Source organism: Pseudomonas sp. FYR_2 (assembly GCF_043106425.1).
GTDB classification, from domain to species: domain Bacteria; phylum Pseudomonadota; class Gammaproteobacteria; order Pseudomonadales; family Pseudomonadaceae; genus Aquipseudomonas; species Aquipseudomonas monteilii.
Genome location: NZ_JBICMM010000015.1, coordinates 173,805 through 191,243, shown reverse-complemented (window position 1 = coordinate 191,243; position 17,439 = coordinate 173,805). Strand labels below are relative to the sequence as shown.

Genomic DNA, 17,439 nt, shown 5'->3' with positions numbered 1-17,439 from the left:
CGCCGCAAACGGAATGGGGCGATAATCGAACGGAATGTTCCGGTTGGTTAATTAATTTCCTCCGGCAAACAAAAGGCCCACCGCAAGGGTGGGCCTGATGCTGTTACACCATGAGTCAGCTTTTCGGTACATCTACCGATGCCTGCTGGTTGGCCTGCCCGGTCTGCTCATACCAGCCACCACCAAGTGCTTTGTACAGGTTGACCTCGCTGGTCAGCTGCGACAGGCGATCGGTGATCAGCGATTGTTGGGCACTAAACAGGTTGCGCTGGGCATCGAGGAAGGTCAGGTTGCTGTCGATCCCGATGCGGTAGCGGCGTTCGGCCAGGCGGTAGTAGTCCTGGTTCGCCTGCACCAGGTCACGCTGGGCCTGCAGTTGCTCTTCGAAGGTTTTTCGCGCCGCCAGGCCATCGGAGACTTCCTGGAAGGCGGTCTGGATGGTTTTTTCGTACTTGGCGACGTTGATGTCCTTCTGGATCTTCGAGTAGTCCAGGCTGGCCTTCAGGCTGCCGGCGTTGAAGATCGGCAGGTTGATCTGCGGCTGGAACAGCCAGGTGCCCTGGCCGCCCGAGAACAGGTGGCCCATGTCGGGGCTCAGGCTGCCAGCGTTGGCCGTCAGGCTGATGCTCGGGAAGAACGCTGCGCGGGCGGCGCCAATATTGGCGTTGGCGGCCTTGAGCAGGTGTTCGGCTTCCTGGATGTCCGGGCGACGCTGGAGGATGTCTGACGGCAGGCCGGCTGGCACTTCGGCCAGTTGGTCGGCATCGAGCTGCAGCGGCTTGGCCAGGTCGGCCGGAATACCGGTGCCCAGCAACACGGTCAGGCTGTTGACGTCCTGGGCGACCAGGCGCTGGTACTGCGAGTACTTGACCCGGGCGCCTTCCACGGCGGTGCGCGCCTGGCTGACATCCAGTGCCGAAGCCACGCCGACTTCGTTGCTGCGACGGGTGAGGTTGTAGCTTTCCTCGTAGGTCTTCAGCGTTTCTTCGGTCAGCTTGAACAGCGCCTGATCGGCCTGCCAGGTGTAATAGGCGTTGGCCACGCTGGCCACCAGGGCGATCTGCGTGGAGCGGCGCGCCTGCTCGCTGGACAGGTAGGTTTCCAACGCCTGCTCGGTCAGGCTGCGCACACGGCCAAACAGGTCCAGCTCATAGGCACTGACGCCCAGGGTGGCCGAGTACTGGCTGGTTATACCCGATTCACCGGTTTGCGACATGTTTGCCGGCACGCGCTGGCGGCTGCCACTGCCGGTGGCCGAAACCGCCGGGAACAGGTCGGCACGCTGGATGCGGTATTGCGCGCGGTAGGCGTCGATGTTCAACGCGGCGACGCGCAGGTCGCGGTTGTTGACCAGCGAGGTCTGGATCAGTTGCTGCAGTGCCGGGTCGTGGAAGAACTGGCGCCAGCCCTGTTCGGCGGCGGCAACGTCTGCCGACTGGGTCGGCGAGTACGCAGGGCCTTGCGGCCACTGCGCTGCCACCGGCGATTCCGGGGTCTGGTAGTCGGGAATCAGCGAGCAGCCGCCAAGAATGAAAGCGGTTACCGCCAGGGACAACAAAGACTTGGTCATTGCCCAGCCTCATAACGTGGAGTTTCAGGGGTGACGTCTTTTTCCGGCTCTTTGCTGCCGAACAGCGACGACACTGCGACGAAGAATAGCGGTACCCAGAAGATAGCCAGCACGGTCGCACTGATCATGCCGCCGATCACGCCGGTACCAATGGCGTGCTGGCTGCCGGCGCCGGCGCCACTGGCGATGGTCAACGGTACCACGCCGAGGATGAACGCCAGCGAGGTCATGATGATCGGGCGCAGACGCATGCGGCACGCTTCGATCGCCGCGTCGTACAGGCTGCGGCCTTGCTCGTGCAGCTCCTTGGCGAACTCGACGATCAGGATGGCGTTCTTCGCCGCCAGGCCGATGGTGGTCAACAGGCCGACCAGGAAGTACACGTCGTTGGACAAACCGCGCAGGCTGGTGGCGATCAGGGCACCGATGATACCCAGCGGTACTACCAGCACCACGGCGATCGGGATCGACCAGCTTTCGTACAGGGCTGCCAGGCACAGGAACACGAACAGTACCGAGAGGGCGAACAGCGCCGGCATTTGCGAGCCGGAGAGTTTTTCCTCGTAGGACATGCCGGTCCAGGAGAAGCCAATGCCGCTTGGCAGTTCGCCAGCAATGCGCTCGACCTCGGCCATGGCTTCACCGGTACTGTAGCCCGGTGCTGGCGCACCCAGAATTTCCATTGCCTCGACACCGTTGTAGCGCGACAGCTTGGGCGAACCGTAGGTCCACTCGCCCTTGGCGAAGGAAGAGAACGGCACCATCTCGCCAGCGCCATTGCGCACATACCACTTCTGCAGGTCTTCCGGGCTCATCCGGGAGTTTGGTTCGCCCTGGATGTACACCTTCTTGACCCGGCCACGGTCGATGAAGTCGTTGACGTAGCTGGCACCCAAGGCAATCGACAGGGTGTTGTTGATGTCGGTGATGGTCACGCCCAGGGCGCTGGCACGTTCGTCATCGATGGTCAGCTGGTACTGCGGCTCGTCGTTCAGGCCGTTGGGGCGCACGGCACTGAGGATCTTGCTTTGTGCTGCCTTGGCCAGGAACTGGTTGCGCGCTTCCATCAGCTTCTCATGGCCGACACCGCCGCGGTCCTGCAGGAACACGTCGAAGCCGGTGGCGTTACCCAGTTCGAGCACTGCTGGCGGGGCGAAGGCGAACACCATGGCATCGCGGAAGGTGAAGAAGTGCTGCTGGGCACGCTGGGCCAGGGCGAACACGCTGTTCTCCTTGGAGCGCTCATCCCAAGGCTTGAGCATGATGAACGCCATACCCGAGCTCTGGCCGCGACCGGCGAAGTTGAAGCCGTTGACGGTGAACACGGATGCCACGGTGTCGGCTTCTTCCTTCAGCAGATACTCACGCATCTGGTCGACCACCACCTGGGTACGCTCGGCACTGGAACCGGCCGGGGTCTGTACCTGGGCGAACAGTACGCCTTGGTCTTCCTCAGGCAGGAAGGCGGTAGGAATACGGGCGAACAGCCAGATCATGCCAACGACGATCAGTGCATAGGCCAGCAGGAACGGCACCTTGTTGCGCAGGATGGTACCAACGCTGCGTTCGTAGCCGGTTACGCTGCGGTCGAAGTTGCGGTTGAACCAGCCAAAGAAGCCACGCTTGGCCACATGGTGCTCGCCCTTCTTCAGCGGCTTGAGCATGGTGGCGCACAGGGCCGGGGTGAAGATAAGCGCCACCAGCACCGACAGGCCCATGGCCGAGACGATGGTGATGGAGAACTGCCGGTAGATCACACCCGTGGAACCCCCGAAGAACGCCATGGGCAGCAGTACCGCCGACAGCACCAGGGCAATACCCACCAGGGCGCCCTGGATCTGCTCCATCGAGCGCTTGGTCGCTTCCTTGGGCGGCAGGCCTTCTTCGGACATTACCCGCTCGACGTTCTCCACCACGACGATGGCGTCGTCCACCAGCAAGCCGATGGCCAGGACCATGGCGAACATGGTCAGGGTGTTGATGCTGAAGCCCGCAGCGGCGAGGATGCCGAAGGTACCCAGCAACACCACCGGAACGGTCATGGTGGTGATGATGGTGGCGCGGAAGTTCTGCAGGAACAGGTACATCACCAGGAACACCAGGACCACGGCTTCGATCAGGGTGTGGATCACACCGCTGATCGATTCGGTGACCACCGGGGTGGTGTCATACGGGAATACGGCTTTCACCCCCGGCGGGAAGAACGGTTCCAGGTCGGAGATGGTCTGGCGCAGCGCCTTGGCGGTGTCCAGGGCGTTGGCGCCGGTTGCCAGTTTTACCGCCAGGCCGGAAGCCGGCTTGCCGTTGAACTGGGCACTGACCGCGTAGTTTTCACCGCCCAGGCCTACCTGGGCGACATCACCCAGACGTACCTGCGAACCGTCGCTGTTGACCTTGAGCAGGATCTTTTCGAACTGCTCGGCAGTCTGCAGACGGGTCTTGCCGATGATGGTGGCGTTCAGCTGGGTACCCGGCAACGCTGGCAGGCCGCCGAGCTGACCGGAAGACACCTGCACGTTCTGCGCGGCCACGGCGGTCTTGACGTCGACCGGGGTCAGCTGGAACTTGTTCAGCTTGGCCGGATCGAGCCAGATACGCATGGCGTACTGGGCACCGAACACCTGGAAGTCACCCACGCCCGCAGTACGCGAGATCGGGTCCTGCATGTTGGAGACGATGTAGTTGGCCAGGTCGTCCTTGGTCATGCTGCCGTCTTCGGACACCAGGCCGATCACCAGCAGGAAGTTTTTAACGGCCTTGGTAACGCGGATACCTTGCTGCTGCACTTCTTGCGGCAGCAGCGGGGTGGCCAGGTTCAGCTTGTTCTGTACCTGCACCTGCGCAGTGTCGGCGTTGGTGCCTTGCTCGAAGGTAGCGGTAATGGTCATGCTGCCGTCGGAGTTACTCTCCGACGACACATAACGCAGGTTGTCGATACCGTTGAGCTGCTGCTCGATCACCTGTACCACGGTGTCCTGCACGGTTTGCGCCGAGGCGCCCGGGTAGGTCACGGCGATGGCGATGGCCGGCGGCGCGATGCTGGGGTACTGGTTGATCGGCAACTTCAGGATCGACAAGGCACCGACCAGCATGATCACCAAGGCGATCACCCAGGCGAAGATCGGGCGATCGATAAAGAACTTCGACATGGTTTACTCCGCTTTGGCGTCTGCTTTCGCCGCGTTGGCCTGATCAGGGCTGGCCGGCTTCTTGACGTTGGTGGCTTCGCTGACCTTCACTTCGACGCCCGGGCGCACGTACTGCAGCCCTTCGGTGATCAGGCGGTCACCCGGGTTGAGGCCTTCCTCGATCAGCCAGTCGCTGCCCAGGGTACGGTTGGCTTTGAGCTGGCGCAGCTCGACCTTGTTCTCCTGGTTGACCACCAGCGCGGTCGGCGCGCCTTTGAGGTCGCGGGTCACGCCCTGTTGCGGTGCCAGGATGGCGTTGGCGTTGACACCGGCCTTCAGCCGCGCATGCACGAACATGCCAGGCAGCAGGGTGTGGTCGGGGTTGGGGAAGATGGCGCGCAGGGTGACCGAGCCGGTGGTCTCGTCGACCGCGACTTCGGAGAACTCCAGGCGACCTTCCTGCTTGAACAGGCTGCCGTCTTCCAGCACCAGCTGTACCGAGGCGGTGTTGTCGCCGGCCTTCTGCAACTGGCCGCTTTCCAGGTCACGGCGCAGCTTGAGCAGCTCGGCGGTGGACTGGGTGACGTCGACGTAGATCGGGTCGAGCTGCTGGATGGTGGCCATGGCGTTGCTCTGGCCATTGCTCACCAGCGCACCTTCGGTGACCGAAGAACGGCCGATACGGCCACTGATCGGTGCCAGCACCTTGGTGTAGCGCAGGTCGATCTGGGCGCTTTTCAGCGAAGCCTCGGCCTGCAATCGTTTGGCATTGGCGTCGTCGTATTCCTGTTTGGAAACGGCTTGCTCGTCGATCAGTTGCTTGTAGCGCTCAGCCAGCGAGCGGGTAGCCTGCAGGTTGGCCTGGGCATTGGCCAGGGTGGCTTCGTACACGGCTGGGTCGATCTGGTAGAGCTGCTGGCCTTCCTTGACCTCACTGCCTTCCTTGAACAGGCGCTTGAGGATAATGCCGTTGACCTGCGGGCGCACTTCGGCGATGCGGTAGGCACTGGTACGCCCCGGCAATTCCGAGGTCAGGGTGAAGGCTTGGGGCTGGATGGTCACGACGCCGACCTGAGGAGCCTGCGCCGCTGGCGCTGCTTCTTCTTTCTTACAGCCACTGAGCAGGGTTGCCAGGGCGACGGCGGAAACCAGAGCGGTAACGGCTGGCTTGAATTGCATGAGGATCCTCGGGTCGCTGGAGCAGGGAGACGCTCAAGAGTAGTGGAAGTGTCTTGATCTGGAAAAGATGCTATCCGGTAGATAAATAGCTTGCTAAGGAATATACTTACATTCATGGTTGTTTGTAAATACCGCTGAGTTGTACTTAGGTACCGCCACAGCCCTTGATTAGCTCATCCGCGAGGCTCCCTGCAGAGGTGCCCCCGGAGCGTTTCCCGTACGCGCTGCGCGTTCGGGCCAGATGAGGTTGTACTGCCATGGTCCGTCGAACCAAAGAGGAAGCCCAGGAAACCCGCGCCCAGATCATCGAGGCGGCGGAAAAGGCCTTCTACAAGCGCGGGGTTGCGCGAACCACCCTGGCCGACATCGCCGAACTGGCGGGTGTGACGCGCGGGGCGATCTACTGGCACTTCAACAACAAGGCTGAGCTGGTGCAGGCGCTGCTCGACAGCCTGCACGAGACCCATGACCATTTGGCGCGGGCCAGCGAAAGCGAGGACGAAGTCGACCCGCTTGGCTGCATGCGCAAGCTGTTGTTGCAGGTGTTCAACGAGCTGGTGCTCGATGCCCGAACCCGGCGTATCAATGAAATCCTGCATCACAAGTGCGAGTTCACCGATGACATGTGTGAAATTCGCCAGCAGCGCCAGGGCGCGGTGCTGGATTGCCACAAGGGCATCACCCTGGCGCTAGCCAATGCCGTGCGCCGGGGCCAGTTGCCTGGCGAGCTGGATGTCGAGCGCGCGGCGGTGGCCATGTTTGCCTATGTCGATGGCCTGATCGGGCGCTGGCTGTTGCTGCCTGACAGTGTCGATCTGTTGGGTGATGTCGAAAAATGGGTCGACACCGGGTTGGATATGCTGCGCTTGAGCCCGGCGCTGCGCAAATGACACTTTGTTAAGGATTGTGAGGGAGTGTTTCCCCTTTGTATTAAGCGGGGATTAAAGGCGGGGTCGGCGGGTGGCCCCGGGCTTCATCGCCCCCGCAGTTGCCGGTCGGGCAATGCCACTGCGGCTACTAGCCCGAGCACCGCAATCAGGGCACTCCCCATCAGTAAATGACGGAATGTTTCAGTCAGGCGCGCCTGTGTCACCAGGTCCACTTCACCGGCCTTCAGGCTCCCCAGCAACGGGTTACCCAGCATTTCGAATCCGCCCTGATGCAGCAGCGCCAGCAACAGGCTGGACATGCACGCCACGCCCATGGCCCCGCCCAGCGAACGGAACAGGTTGGTGGTGCTGGTGGCCACACCAATGTCTTTGCTTTCCACCGCGCTTTGCGTGCCCACCAGCGATGTCGGGAACTGCAGCCCGCAGGCGATGCCGGTCAGCAGCATGAACAGCGCGCTGAGCAAAGCCGATTGTGGCGGCGTTAGCGCCATGGCGAAAATGGCCACGGGCATCAACAACGCACCGGCCAGAATCTGCGGCTTGTAGCGCCCCGTGCGGCTGGTCATGCGACCGCCGGTGAAGGCGCCAAGGGGCAGGCCCATGGCCAGTGGCAACAGGTGCAGCGCGGCGCTGTCGGCGCCAGCACCCGTGATGCCCTGGTAGCGCAACGGCATGAGCATCGTCAGGGAAATCGACTGGAAGCTGGCGAAGAAGATCACCCCCCAGCACAGCACCGCCACCCGATTGCTGAACAAGCCCAAGGGCAATAGCGGCTCCGGGCAGCGCCGCTCATGGGCGATGAACAACGCCAGGCCCAGTACAGCGCAGGCGAACAGGGCCAGTACGGCAGGATCAATCCAGGCGTGGCCCTGACCGACCAAGGTGATGCCCAGCAACAAGCTGCCCAGGCCGAGTATCAGCAGCACGGCGCCGAGGTAATCCACCTGGGCCTCGCGTCGCTGCGCCGGCATGCCACCGAGGGCACGGCGGATCGCCCACAAGGCAACCAGCCCCAGCGGCAGGTTGATCCAGAATACCCAGCGCCACGACAAGTACTCGGTCAGCCAGCCGCCCAGCACTGGCCCGGCGACGCTGGCTACGGCGTACATGCTGCTGAAATAACCCTGGTAGCGGCCGCGCTCACGCGGTGGCACGAAATCGCCGATGATCGCCTGGCTGACAGAGACCATGCCGCCCGCGCCAATGCCCTGCAGTACACGGGCCAGCACCAGCTGTTGCATGTCCTGGGCCATGGCGCACGCGATGGAGGCCAGGGTGAACAGGCTGATACCGGTCAGGATCATCCGCCGCCGCCCGTACAGATCGCCCAGTTTGCCGTAGATCGGCACGGCCACGGTCATCGCCACCATGTAACCGGAGATCACCCAGGCCAGCAGGCCGACATCGTTGAACTGGGCGGAAATCGCCGGCAGCGAGACGGCGACGATGGTCTGGTCCAGTGCGCCGAGGAAAATGGCCAGCATGAGAGCGGTGAGCACATTGCGCAGGGTGGTGGGGGGCAGGGCGGCGGTCACGGGAATACCTTGTCTGTCTGTTACGGCCTCTTTGTGGGCACGTCGGATTGTAACCTGAGTTAGGTAGCTTCCTATGTACTATCTGCATCCCCTATGCCGAATCGGCATTGGCGCATTCATCCAGTGCTGCATGGCTGCGTGATATCGTTGGTATGCCACAGAGGCTGAAATTCGCGGCCTGCACCAGCTTGGTGCAACATTATGCCGCAGGTTTTTCAGTGTGCTGTCTCCCACACCTTTTATTCCTCTGCCTGCATGTCGAGCATGACCGCCCAGATGGCGACGGTTGGAACAGGTCAGGTAGACCCGATTACAGGGGTCGGTAGTTACCGTTCAAATTTCAACTTAAATTGCGGAGTGATCATGCCCAAGGCTTCCCATCAAGATCTGCGTTTTGCCTTCCGCGAGCTGCTCGCTTCAGGTTCCTGTTACCACACTGCATCGGTGTTCGACCCGATGTCGGCGCGCATTGCCGCAGACCTCGGCTTCGAGGTCGGTATCCTTGGTGGTTCCGTTGCTTCATTGCAGGTATTGGCCGCGCCGGACTTTGCCCTCATTACCCTCAGCGAGTTCGTCGAGCAAGCCACCCGTATTGGCCGGGTAGCGCAACTGCCCGTGCTGGCTGACGCCGACCATGGCTATGGCAACGCGCTAAACGTGATGCGCACGGTGATCGAACTGGAGCGCGCCGGCGTGGCTGCGTTGACCATCGAGGACACCTTGCTGCCTGCCCAGTTCGGGCGCAAGTCTACCGACCTGATTCCGGTCGAGGAGGGCGTTGGCAAGATTCGTGCGGCGCTGGAGGCACGGGTCGATTCGTCGTTGTCGATCATTGCCCGCACCAACGCAGGCGTGCTGACCACCGAAGAAATCATCGTGCGCACCCAGAGCTACCAGAAAGCCGGTGCCGATGGCATCTGCATGGTGGGGGTAAAGGACTTCGAGCAGCTTGAGCAAATTGCCGAGCATCTGACCGTGCCGCTGATGCTGGTCACCTATGGCAACCCGAACCTGCGCGATGACGAGCGCCTGGCGCGCCTGGGCGTGCGTATCGTGGTCGATGGCCACGCGGCCTACTTTGCTGCGATCAAGGCCACCTACGACTGCCTGCGCCTGCAACGCGGCCAGCAGAACAAGTCGGAAAACCTCAGCGCGACCGAACTCTCGCACACCTACACCCAACCCGAGGACTACATCCGCTGGGCCAAGGAATACATGAGCGTGGAAGAGTGACCGGCGGCGCGCCGTCAACTCAACGGACGGCGCTCAAGGTTGCGGTGTGAGGCACGCAATGTGCCTGCTCGCAGCTGTTGGCGGCACTGGGCTGGCTGCGTAGCAGCTCGGCGCGCCAACAGGCTGAGCCGTACAGCCCTGCGACAGCAGTCAGGGCCATGACAAGGGCGACTCTTCTTGATTTGATGCCCATGGTACTCACCTCCAGTTACAGCGACAGGTGATACCGTTAAGCGTAGGTCATTTCTCACGTTACATCAGAGATCCCGGTCCCACTCGGGTTCGTTCTTGAACCGCTGCACCAGAAAATCCAGCATGCTGCGCAAGGTTGCCGGCATGTGCTTGCGTGACGTGTACACCGCATTCAGGTTCAGTTCGCGGGGCTTTGCCTCGGGCAGCAGGCGCACCAGTTCGCCCCGGCGCAGGGCGTCGGCGGCCTGGTAGGTTGGCAGCATGGCGATACCCGCGCCAGCCAGCGCGGCCTTTTGCAATGTCATGGCTTCGTTTGCACTGATATTCCCCGTCACCGGCACGGCGATCTGTTGGCCGCCCACGTCGAAATGCCACAGGCTATGGCCGAAATAGGCATGGGTCAGGCAGTTATGCCGGCTCAGTTCTTCGACCCGCTGTGGGGTGCCATGCTCAAGCAGGTAGGCGGGGGACGCACACACCACCGAGCGGCATATGCTCAGGCGCCGGGCGATCAGGTTGGGGTCCAGGTCGTTGCTGGTGCGGATGGCCAGGTCGATACGCTCGTCCACCAGGTTGACGGTACGGTCGAGCATCTGCAGTTCCACGTTCACACCTGGATAGCGCCGCACATAGGCCGCCACCGCATCCACCAGCTGCGCCTGGCCAAAGGACGTACTGACGCTGATGCGCAATGCGCCCTTGGGCGCGTCATCCGGCTGTTGCACGGCAGCCTGCAGGTCACCGGCCAACTCCAGCAACTGCCGACAGCGTGGCAGGGTTTCCTGGCCGGCGGCGGTGAGGCTGAGCTTGCGTGTGGTGCGCTGCATCAGGCGCGCGCCCACCCAGTCTTCCAGCGCTGCCAGATAGCGCGACACCACCGGCCGCGATAGCTGCAAATGATCCGCCGCTGCCGACTGGCTACCCAGGTCGACGACGGTGACGAAAACGCGCATGGCGTTGAGACGGTCCATGATTTGCCCGGTTTCAGAAACAAACTATGTTCGAGCATCGCATTTTTTGTCATGGATCGGGCAACTAAGCTGTTGGCCATCGTTATCTGGAAGGCGTTGCCAATGTCCCTGTTCACTCCCTTGCGTGGCCTGCTGCTGGCCTGCGTTACCCTGGCCGGCCCGGTGCTGGCCGCCGAACCCTTGAAGCTGGAAGTCTACAACCCTGGGCATGAGGCCATCTTCCCGGTCAGTTCGGTGATTGTCAGTGGCGAGCACGATGCCGTGCTGGTCGATGCCCAGTTCGGTAAGGCCCAGGCCCAGCAACTGGTGCAGCGCCTGCGAGCTGGTGGCAAGCACCTGACTACCATCTATATCAGCCACGGTGACCCGGATTACTACTTCGGCCTGGACACCCTGACAAATGCTTTCCCCGACGCCAAGGTGCTGGCCTCGGCCGCCACTGTCGCGCATATCCGTCAGACCATGGACCCCAAGCTGGCGTACTGGGGCCCGCAGATGGGGGCAGACAAACCGGCACGGCTGGTGCTGCCACAGGTACTGGAAGGCAACCGATTGACGCTGGAAGGGCAGGCCCTTGAGGTGGTTGGCCTTGACGGTCCGCAACCAGACCGCAGCTTTGTGTGGATCCCGTCGATCAAGGCGGTGGTCGGCGGCGTGGTGGTGTCCGAGCACATTCATGTGTGGATGGCCGATACCCAGACGGCCCAGTCGCATACCGACTGGCTCGGCACCCTGGCGCACATCGAATCGCTGGCGCCGCGTACGGTCATCCCGGGCCATTACCTGGGGAACAGCAGCCGCTCGCTGGAGGCTGTGCGTTTCACGGCGAACTACATTCGTGACTTCGATGCCCAAGCGGCCAAGGCAAAAGACGCGGGTGCCTTGATCGAGGCGATGAAGCAACGTTACCCGGGCCTGGCCGATGAAAGCTCCCTGGAGCTGGGTGCCAAGGTCGCCAAGGGCGAGATGAAGTGGTAATTCCGTTCAATTGATGGAGAGTATCCCATGAGCAAGATCGCAATCATCGGTGCCACTGGCCGTGCTGGCAGCCAGTTGCTGGAAGAGGCCCTGCGCCGTGGCCACAGTGTATTGGCCATCGCCCGTGACCCTTCGAAACTGGAGGGCCGGGAGGGAGTGACCGTCAAGGCGCTGGATGCCAAGGACGGCGCGGCCCTGCAAGCCGCGGTCACGGGCGTGGATGCCGTGCTGAGCGCTGCGCATTTCTCGACCATCGAGCCGCACGCGATCATCGAGCCGGTCAAGCGGGCCGGGGTCAAGCGCTTGCTGGTGGTGGGCGGTGCGGGCAGCCTGCTGTTGCCGTCGGGGCACCGGGTGATCGACAGCCCGGACTTCCCGGAAGCCTACAAGGCCGAGGCCACTGCCGGGGTGCGTTTTCTGGAGGCGCTGCAACGGGAGCCGAACCTGGACTGGACCTTCCTGTCGCCGTCGGCGGAGTTTGTCGAAGGTGAGCGCAGCGGGCGGTACACGCTGGGCAAGGATCATCTGCTGATTGGTGCGGATGGCAAGAGTTGGATCACCTTTGCCGATTATGCGATTGCCATGATCGATGAGCTGGAAAAGCCGGCGCATTCGCGGCAGCGTTTTACCGTCGGGTATTGAGTCGCCCCCTTCGCGGGCATGCCCGCGAAGGGGCTTCATAGGCTGGCCTGGCTCTCCAGCCAGTCCAGCAATTCCACCAACCCCGGCGGCAAGCTTCTGGCCTGGCTCACCAGGTAATACCCCTTGCCGGTCATCACCTTCAGCGCAAACGGCATGCATAGCCGCCCCCCGCGCAGGTCATCCCCAATCAGCGACCAGTCGCCAATTGCCACCCCGGTCCCCTGCGAGGCCATGGCCATCGCCATGTCCAGCGTCTCGAAATGCTGCTTGGGCCCATGAGCGGCCAACGTCACCCCGGCCGCCTGCAACCACAACCGCCAGTCATGTTCATCCCGTGATGGATGCAGCAGCATGTGCCGCGCCAGGTCCTCCACCTGGCGCAATGGTATCGGCCCGTCGCATAGCGAGGGCGCACACACCGGCGTCAGCTGTTCATCGAACAACTTGCGCACCTGTAACCCGTGGTTCGGCGTGTCGCCATACACCACCGCCGCATCAAAGCCCTCCCGGCGGAAGTCCACCCCGTGCTGCACCGTGGTCGTCAGCTCCACCGGCACATCCGGGCGCAGTGCTTGCCACTCCATCAGGCGTGGCAGTAACCAACGCATCACGCAGGTGGGCGCCTTGAGCTGCAAAGTCGTGCTGCGTCCGCCCACCTCATTCACGCCTTGTTCGATCAGTGCGAACACCTGCTGCACCCGTGGCAGCCAGTCCTGGCCTTCACGGGTCAGGCTCAGCCCACGGGCCTGGCGCTGGAACAACGCATACCCCAGGTGCTCCTCAAGGGCCGCGATCTGGCGGCTGACGGCGCCTTGCGTGATGTGTAGCTGTTGCCCGGCACGGGTGAAATTGCAGTGCTGGGCGGTCACCAGAAAGGTGTGCAGGGCGGCTAAGGGCGGTAGGCGTTTCATTGCGATAAGCCATGATTACAGGACATGGCTAGTATGTGTTTTTTTGCATTGTGGTGGTAGTCATGGGTTGGGTCCAATAAGCACATAACCCAACCAGATTCATGGTGAACCCTGATGGCAACGTGCGGCGAAGTACTGGTCAAACTCCTTGAAGGCTATGGCGTGGACCATGTCTTCGGCATTCCCGGTGTACATACCGTGGAGCTCTATCGCGGCCTGGCGGGTTCGTCCATTCGCCACATCACCCCGCGCCACGAGCAGGGTGCCGGGTTCATGGCTGACGGCTATGCGCGCACCCGTGGCAAACCCGGAGTGTGCTTCATCATCACTGGCCCGGGCATGACCAACATCACCACGGCGATGGGCCAGGCCTATGCCGATTCGATCCCGATGCTGGTGATTTCCAGCGTGCAGTCCCGTGACCAGTTGGGCGGTGGCCGTGGCAAGCTGCACGAGCTGCCCAACCAGGCGGCGCTGGTGTCGGGTGTGGCTGCGTTTTCTCACACCTTGATGAGTGCAGCAGACCTGCCGCAGGTGCTGGCCCGGGCATTTGCCGTGTTCGACAGTGCCCGACCACGCCCGGTGCATATCGAAATCCCGCTCGACGTGCTGGTCGAACCGGCTGATTTCCTGCTGCCGGGCCGGCCCGTGCGCGGTAGCCGTGCGGGGGCTGCCCCGCAAGCTGTAACACAGATGGCTGAGCGCCTGGCCTGTGCAAAGCGGCCGTTGATTCTGGCTGGGGGTGGCGCGTTGGCAGCCGGTGCTGCCCTGGCACGCCTGGCCGAACACCTTCAGGCACCGGTGGCGCTCACCATCAATGCCAAGGGTTTGCTGCCGGCCAGCCACCCGCTGCAAATCGGTTCGACCCAGTCGTTGCCTGCCACGCGGGCGCTCGTCGCCGAGGCCGACGTGGTGCTGGCGATCGGTACCGAACTGGCTGAAACCGATTATGACGTGACGTTCAAGGGTGGCTTCGAGATCCCGGGAAGCCTGCTGCGCATCGACATCGACCCGGACCAGACCGTGCGCAATTACCTGCCGGAGCTGGCGCTGGTGGCTGATGCCGAATTGGCCGCCGAAGCGCTGCTCGGTGCTTTGCAGACTCAGCTGCAACCCGTGCGTGAAAGCACCTGGGGTGTGGCCCGGGTGGCCAATCTGCGCCAGGCTCTGGCGGCAGGCTGGGACCAGTCGACACTGAGCCAGACGCGTTTGCTGAGCGCCATTCTTGAGCGCCTGCCCAATGCCATCCTGGTGGGCGATTCGACCCAGCCGGTGTACACCGGCAACCTGACCCTGGACATGGATCAGCCACGTCGCTGGTTCAATGCCTCGACCGGCTACGGCACCCTGGGTTATGCGCTACCTGCGGCCATGGGCGCCTGGCTCGGGAGTGCGGAGCAAACCGGACAGCGTGCGCCTGCGGTGTGCCTGATTGGCGATGGTGGTATGCAATTCACCCTGCCGGAGCTGGCCAGCGCGGTGGAGGCGCAGGTGCCGCTGATCGTGCTGCTGTGGAATAACCAGGGGTACGAGGAAATCAAGAAGTACATGGTCAACCGGGCGATCGAGCCTGTTGGTGTGGATATTCATACGCCGGACTTCATCGGCGTGGCGCGGGCGTTGGGCGCGGCGGCGGAGAATGTGGCGGATGTGGCGCAGTTGCAGGCGGCGCTGGGGCAGGCGGTGGAACGCAAGGGGCCGACCTTGATTCAGGTGGACCAGAATCAGTGGCAAGGGACAGTTTCGGGTTGAACTGAAGCTGTTGCCTGTACCGACCCTTTCGCGGGCGAGCCCGCGAAGAGGCCGGTACAGCCACCAAAAAGTTTTAGACAGCAGTGGCTCTCAATCTGGCCACATCCCGAATCGGCGGCGCTCCATACAGCCTGCTGTACTCCCGGCTGAACTGCGACGGGCTCTCATACCCCACCCGATAAGCCGCCACCGCCGCCTCCAGCCCGTCATTGAGCATCAACCTCCGCGCCTCCTGCAGGCGCAGCTGTTTCTGGTACTGCAACGGGCTCATCGACGTCACTGCCTTGAAGCGGTGATGCAGGGTCGAGGTGCTGAGGTTGACCTCCCGGGCCAGGTCCTCGATACGCAGCGGCTGTTGATAGTTGTTGTTGAGCCAGGTAATGGCCTGGCAAACCCGGTGCGTCTGGCTGTTGGCCAAGGCAATCTCGTACAGCCGATAACCCTGCGGCCCGCGCAACAAACGGTAGAGAATTTCACGGCGGAACAACGGCGCCAACATCGCGATATCGCGCGGTGTGTCCAGCAGTCGGATCAGCCTCAGCAGGGCATCCAGCAATGGCGCATCGGTTCTGTCCACATACAAACCGCGACCGGAAGGCCGGTTGGGCACCAGCATCGGCCCGCTCTCGGCAATCAGCTGGCTGATCTCTGCCGGGTCCAGGTCTATGCGCAATCCAAGGCTGGGGTGTTCGGGGCTGGCGTCGAGCTTTACGCCGCTCAGTGGCAGGGTTACCGAAACCACCATGTAGTGCAGCGGGTCGTAGGCATATTGTTCGTCACCGAGGAACAGGCTTTTGCTGCCCTGGGCCAGGATGCACAGCGCGGGTTGAGCGAGGGTCGGCACCGAGCGCACGTTCTCGGTGTAGCGCACCAGGAACAAGCCATCGATGGCCGAGGCCGGGCCGTGGGGCTCGCCGGCATGGCGGCGGATCAGTTCCGCAAGCTCCTGGCGCTGCAATTCCAGGGGTGGGTCGATGGGTGTCGGTGTGGTCATGGTAGATTTCCTCTGCTGACCGACGCAGCATAGGTTTGGGCAATGGCGGGCGCTAGTCGAAAGCTGCACGTCGATTGCCTGATCCTGCCGCGCTGCAGGATCAGGCAATCGGCATGCAGTAATGGCCTAACGCGCCGCGCGAGGCAGCCCCTAACCTTGGCAGCCTGGCTTTTCCGTCCGCCTGCTTCAAGGAGATTGTGCAATGACCTCAAAACAACCGGTCACCCACCTTGCTTTCATCCGTGCCAGCAGCGGGCGCTCGGCCGAGTTGGGGGCGCGACTGCGTGACCTGCTCGAACCCTCGCTGCGAGCGCCGGGCTGCCTGAGTTTCACGGTACAGCGCTCCCAGGCGGATGCCGACCTTTGGTTGCTCAGCGGTAGCTGGCAGGACCAGCAGGCGATGAGTGGCTACTTCGCCTCGCCAACGTTGGAGGTGTTTGGCGAGTTGGTGCAGGCACAGGTGGTCAGCAGCTTGGACCTGCATACCTTCGATTGATCAGTGATGGGGTAAAATGACCGCCTTGTTCAACCAGGTGGATAGCAACATGGCACGTAGGGAATTCCCGCATTTCGAAGCGGTTTCGGCAATGGTCCCGGTCGAGGGGGGCGGCTACAACGCGGCCATTGCGGTCAAGGCCTTGGGCATGGGCGGCGCGCCGCGTTTTCACAAGGTACTGGACGGGCAGGTGTTCAAGGGGGCCGTAGCCGCCGACGAAGCGGCTACGGCCGAGCTGCAACGCCTGCAAGGCGTCAGCGAAGAGGGCGAGCTGATCTGGTGATCAGGCCGGCGGGCGGGCCATCTTGAACAGGTTGCCCAGCTCGAAGTAGTCCGCCGGGCCACCGCCACGCAGGATCGGTTCGGCGGCAGCGGTGTCGTAGATGCCGTTTTTCAGCAGGTGCTCGGCAATGTGCACCGCCACCACCTCACCCAGGATCAGCCAGCTGGGCACTAGCGCCTGGTCTGCCCGCTTGAGCTGCACGATCTGGCTGACCTTGCACTCGAAGGCCACGGGGGTTTCCCCCACGCGCGGTACGTTGACGATGCTCGACGGCGTGGCAGTGAGGCCGCTCAATTCAAATTCGTTTACTTCGGCCGCAACCGGTGCGCAGCTCTGGTTCATCTGCTCAGCCAGCGGGCGGGTGGCCAGGTTCCAGACAAATTCGCCGGTCTGTTCGATGTTGTTCAGGCTGTCTTTGCGCCCGACGCTGCAGAAACCGATGATTGGCGGGATGTAGTTGAACGCGTTGAAAAAGCTGTAGGGCGCCAGGTTCAGGCGGCCTTCACGGTCTTGCGAGGAGATCCAGCCGATGGGGCGGGGGCCGACGATGGCGTTGAACGGGTCGTGGGGCAGGCCGTGGCCTTTGGCGGGTTCGTAGTAATACATCTGTGCTGGGCTTGCTGGCCCACCTCCTGGGTTGCGAGGTGCCTAGTGTGCCAAGCCTGTGCCCGTCTGCAAATGATCA

Annotated in this window: 15 protein-coding genes; 7 read left to right on the top strand and 8 right to left on the bottom strand. The window is 62.6% G+C overall.

The window, feature by feature from the left end:
• Positions 1 to 115: 115 nt before the first annotated feature.
• The 3 genes from ACF8R4_RS05700 to ttgA are packed head-to-tail and all read right to left on the bottom strand — an operon-like array spanning position 116 to position 5,877.
• Positions 116 to 1,570 carry an AdeC/AdeK/OprM family multidrug efflux complex outer membrane factor gene (locus tag ACF8R4_RS05700; RefSeq protein ID WP_016713642.1) on the bottom strand — a complete coding sequence of 485 codons (1,455 nt, stop codon included), beginning with the start codon at positions 1,568 to 1,570 and terminating at the stop codon, positions 116 to 118.
• On the bottom strand, positions 1,567 to 4,719 hold the full coding sequence (gene ttgB, locus ACF8R4_RS05695; RefSeq protein WP_392491860.1) for a multidrug efflux RND transporter permease subunit TtgB: 3,153 nt from the start codon (positions 4,717 to 4,719) through the stop codon (positions 1,567 to 1,569). The genes ACF8R4_RS05700 and ttgB overlap by 4 nt, the downstream gene beginning before the upstream one ends.
• 3 nt (positions 4,720 to 4,722) lie before the next feature.
• Positions 4,723 to 5,877, bottom strand: a complete 1,155-nt coding sequence (gene ttgA / locus ACF8R4_RS05690; RefSeq protein WP_060497964.1) for a toluene efflux RND transporter periplasmic adaptor subunit TtgA — start codon at positions 5,875 to 5,877, stop codon at positions 4,723 to 4,725.
• A 257-nt stretch (positions 5,878 to 6,134) separates the two neighbouring features.
• Here ttgA and ttgR point away from each other — a divergent pair, with 257 nt between their 5' ends.
• Positions 6,135 to 6,767: an efflux transport transcriptional regulator TtgR gene (gene ttgR / locus ACF8R4_RS05685; protein ID WP_021785779.1), complete on the top strand. Its 633-nt coding sequence runs from the start codon at positions 6,135 to 6,137 to the stop codon at positions 6,765 to 6,767.
• Positions 6,768 to 6,850: 83 nt separating this feature from the next.
• On the opposite strand, the gene ACF8R4_RS05680 is transcribed toward ttgR, so the two are convergent.
• Positions 6,851 to 8,302, bottom strand: coding sequence for an MDR family MFS transporter (locus ACF8R4_RS05680; protein ID WP_060497963.1), 1,452 nt, complete (start codon positions 8,300 to 8,302; stop codon positions 6,851 to 6,853).
• A 363-nt stretch (positions 8,303 to 8,665) separates the two neighbouring features.
• Between ACF8R4_RS05680 and ACF8R4_RS05675 the strand changes: the two genes are divergently transcribed.
• Complete coding sequence (locus ACF8R4_RS05675; RefSeq protein ID WP_003259571.1) at positions 8,666 to 9,535, top strand: oxaloacetate decarboxylase; 870 nt, start codon at positions 8,666 to 8,668, stop codon at positions 9,533 to 9,535.
• Positions 9,536 to 9,792: 257 nt separating this feature from the next.
• On the opposite strand, the gene ACF8R4_RS05670 is transcribed toward ACF8R4_RS05675, so the two are convergent.
• The gene (locus ACF8R4_RS05670; protein ID WP_060497962.1) at positions 9,793 to 10,698 is read right to left on the bottom strand and encodes a LysR family transcriptional regulator; all 906 of its coding nucleotides are present in this window, start codon (positions 10,696 to 10,698) and stop codon (positions 9,793 to 9,795) included.
• Positions 10,699 to 10,800: 102 nt separating this feature from the next.
• On the opposite strand from ACF8R4_RS05670, the gene ACF8R4_RS05665 reads away from it, so the two are divergent.
• Both ACF8R4_RS05665 and ACF8R4_RS05660 read left to right on the top strand, forming a co-directional pair.
• Entirely contained in the window at positions 10,801 to 11,676 is an 876-nt protein-coding gene (locus tag ACF8R4_RS05665; RefSeq protein WP_060497961.1) for an MBL fold metallo-hydrolase, read from the top strand.
• Between the two features lie 27 nt (positions 11,677 to 11,703).
• Positions 11,704 to 12,318 (top strand): NAD(P)-dependent oxidoreductase, encoded by a 615-nt coding sequence (locus ACF8R4_RS05660; RefSeq protein WP_104833352.1) that lies wholly within the window; start codon positions 11,704 to 11,706, stop codon positions 12,316 to 12,318.
• Between the two features lie 35 nt (positions 12,319 to 12,353).
• Here ACF8R4_RS05660 and ACF8R4_RS05655 read toward each other — a convergent pair whose 3' ends face one another.
• A complete protein-coding gene (locus tag ACF8R4_RS05655; RefSeq protein WP_060497959.1) occupies positions 12,354 to 13,229 on the bottom strand; it encodes a LysR substrate-binding domain-containing protein in 876 nt (291 codons plus the stop codon).
• A 114-nt stretch (positions 13,230 to 13,343) separates the two neighbouring features.
• On the opposite strand from ACF8R4_RS05655, the gene ACF8R4_RS05650 reads away from it, so the two are divergent.
• Positions 13,344 to 14,981, top strand: a complete 1,638-nt coding sequence (locus ACF8R4_RS05650) for a 5-guanidino-2-oxopentanoate decarboxylase (protein WP_060497958.1) — start codon at positions 13,344 to 13,346, stop codon at positions 14,979 to 14,981.
• 73 nt (positions 14,982 to 15,054) lie between these two features.
• Here ACF8R4_RS05650 and ACF8R4_RS05645 read toward each other — a convergent pair whose 3' ends face one another.
• Complete coding sequence (locus ACF8R4_RS05645) at positions 15,055 to 15,975, bottom strand: AraC family transcriptional regulator (RefSeq protein WP_060497957.1); 921 nt, start codon at positions 15,973 to 15,975, stop codon at positions 15,055 to 15,057.
• Between the two features lie 202 nt (positions 15,976 to 16,177).
• Between ACF8R4_RS05645 and ACF8R4_RS05640 the strand changes: the two genes are divergently transcribed.
• Positions 16,178 to 16,471, top strand: coding sequence for a putative quinol monooxygenase (locus ACF8R4_RS05640; RefSeq protein ID WP_016713654.1), 294 nt, complete (start codon positions 16,178 to 16,180; stop codon positions 16,469 to 16,471).
• Positions 16,472 to 16,487: 16 nt separating this feature from the next.
• Entirely contained in the window at positions 16,488 to 16,754 is a 267-nt protein-coding gene (locus ACF8R4_RS05635; RefSeq protein WP_016713655.1) for a hypothetical protein, read from the top strand.
• Here ACF8R4_RS05635 and ACF8R4_RS05630 read toward each other — a convergent pair whose 3' ends face one another.
• A complete protein-coding gene (locus ACF8R4_RS05630; RefSeq protein ID WP_016713656.1) occupies positions 16,755 to 17,360 on the bottom strand; it encodes a flavin reductase family protein in 606 nt (201 codons plus the stop codon).
• Positions 17,361 to 17,439: the final 79 nt, after the last annotated feature.

Bases quoted from the DNA above. Each gene is read 5' to 3' on its own strand.
- ACF8R4_RS05675 (WP_003259571.1), top strand. From the start codon at position 8,666: ATGCCCAAGGCTTCCCATCAAGATCTGCGTTTTGCCTTCCGCGAGCTG.
- ttgR (WP_021785779.1), top strand. From the start codon at position 6,135: ATGGTCCGTCGAACCAAAGAGGAAGCCCAGGAAACCCGCGCCCAGATC.
- ACF8R4_RS05650 (WP_060497958.1), top strand. From the start codon at position 13,344: ATGGCAACGTGCGGCGAAGTACTGGTCAAACTCCTTGAAGGCTATGGC.
- ACF8R4_RS05660 (WP_104833352.1), top strand. From the start codon at position 11,704: ATGAGCAAGATCGCAATCATCGGTGCCACTGGCCGTGCTGGCAGCCAG.
- ACF8R4_RS05645 (WP_060497957.1), bottom strand. From the start codon at position 15,975: ATGACCACACCGACACCCATCGACCCACCCCTGGAATTGCAGCGCCAG.
- ACF8R4_RS05655 (WP_060497959.1), bottom strand. From the start codon at position 13,229: ATGAAACGCCTACCGCCCTTAGCCGCCCTGCACACCTTTCTGGTGACC.
- ACF8R4_RS05665 (WP_060497961.1), top strand. From the start codon at position 10,801: ATGTCCCTGTTCACTCCCTTGCGTGGCCTGCTGCTGGCCTGCGTTACC.
- ACF8R4_RS05700 (WP_016713642.1), bottom strand. From the start codon at position 1,570: ATGACCAAGTCTTTGTTGTCCCTGGCGGTAACCGCTTTCATTCTTGGC.
- ACF8R4_RS05630 (WP_016713656.1), bottom strand. From the start codon at position 17,360: ATGTATTACTACGAACCCGCCAAAGGCCACGGCCTGCCCCACGACCCG.
- ACF8R4_RS05670 (WP_060497962.1), bottom strand. From the start codon at position 10,698: ATGGACCGTCTCAACGCCATGCGCGTTTTCGTCACCGTCGTCGACCTG.
- ACF8R4_RS05640 (WP_016713654.1), top strand. From the start codon at position 16,178: ATGACCTCAAAACAACCGGTCACCCACCTTGCTTTCATCCGTGCCAGC.
- ttgB (WP_392491860.1), bottom strand. From the start codon at position 4,719: ATGTCGAAGTTCTTTATCGATCGCCCGATCTTCGCCTGGGTGATCGCC.
- ACF8R4_RS05635 (WP_016713655.1), top strand. From the start codon at position 16,488: ATGACCGCCTTGTTCAACCAGGTGGATAGCAACATGGCACGTAGGGAA.
- ttgA (WP_060497964.1), bottom strand. From the start codon at position 5,877: ATGCAATTCAAGCCAGCCGTTACCGCTCTGGTTTCCGCCGTCGCCCTG.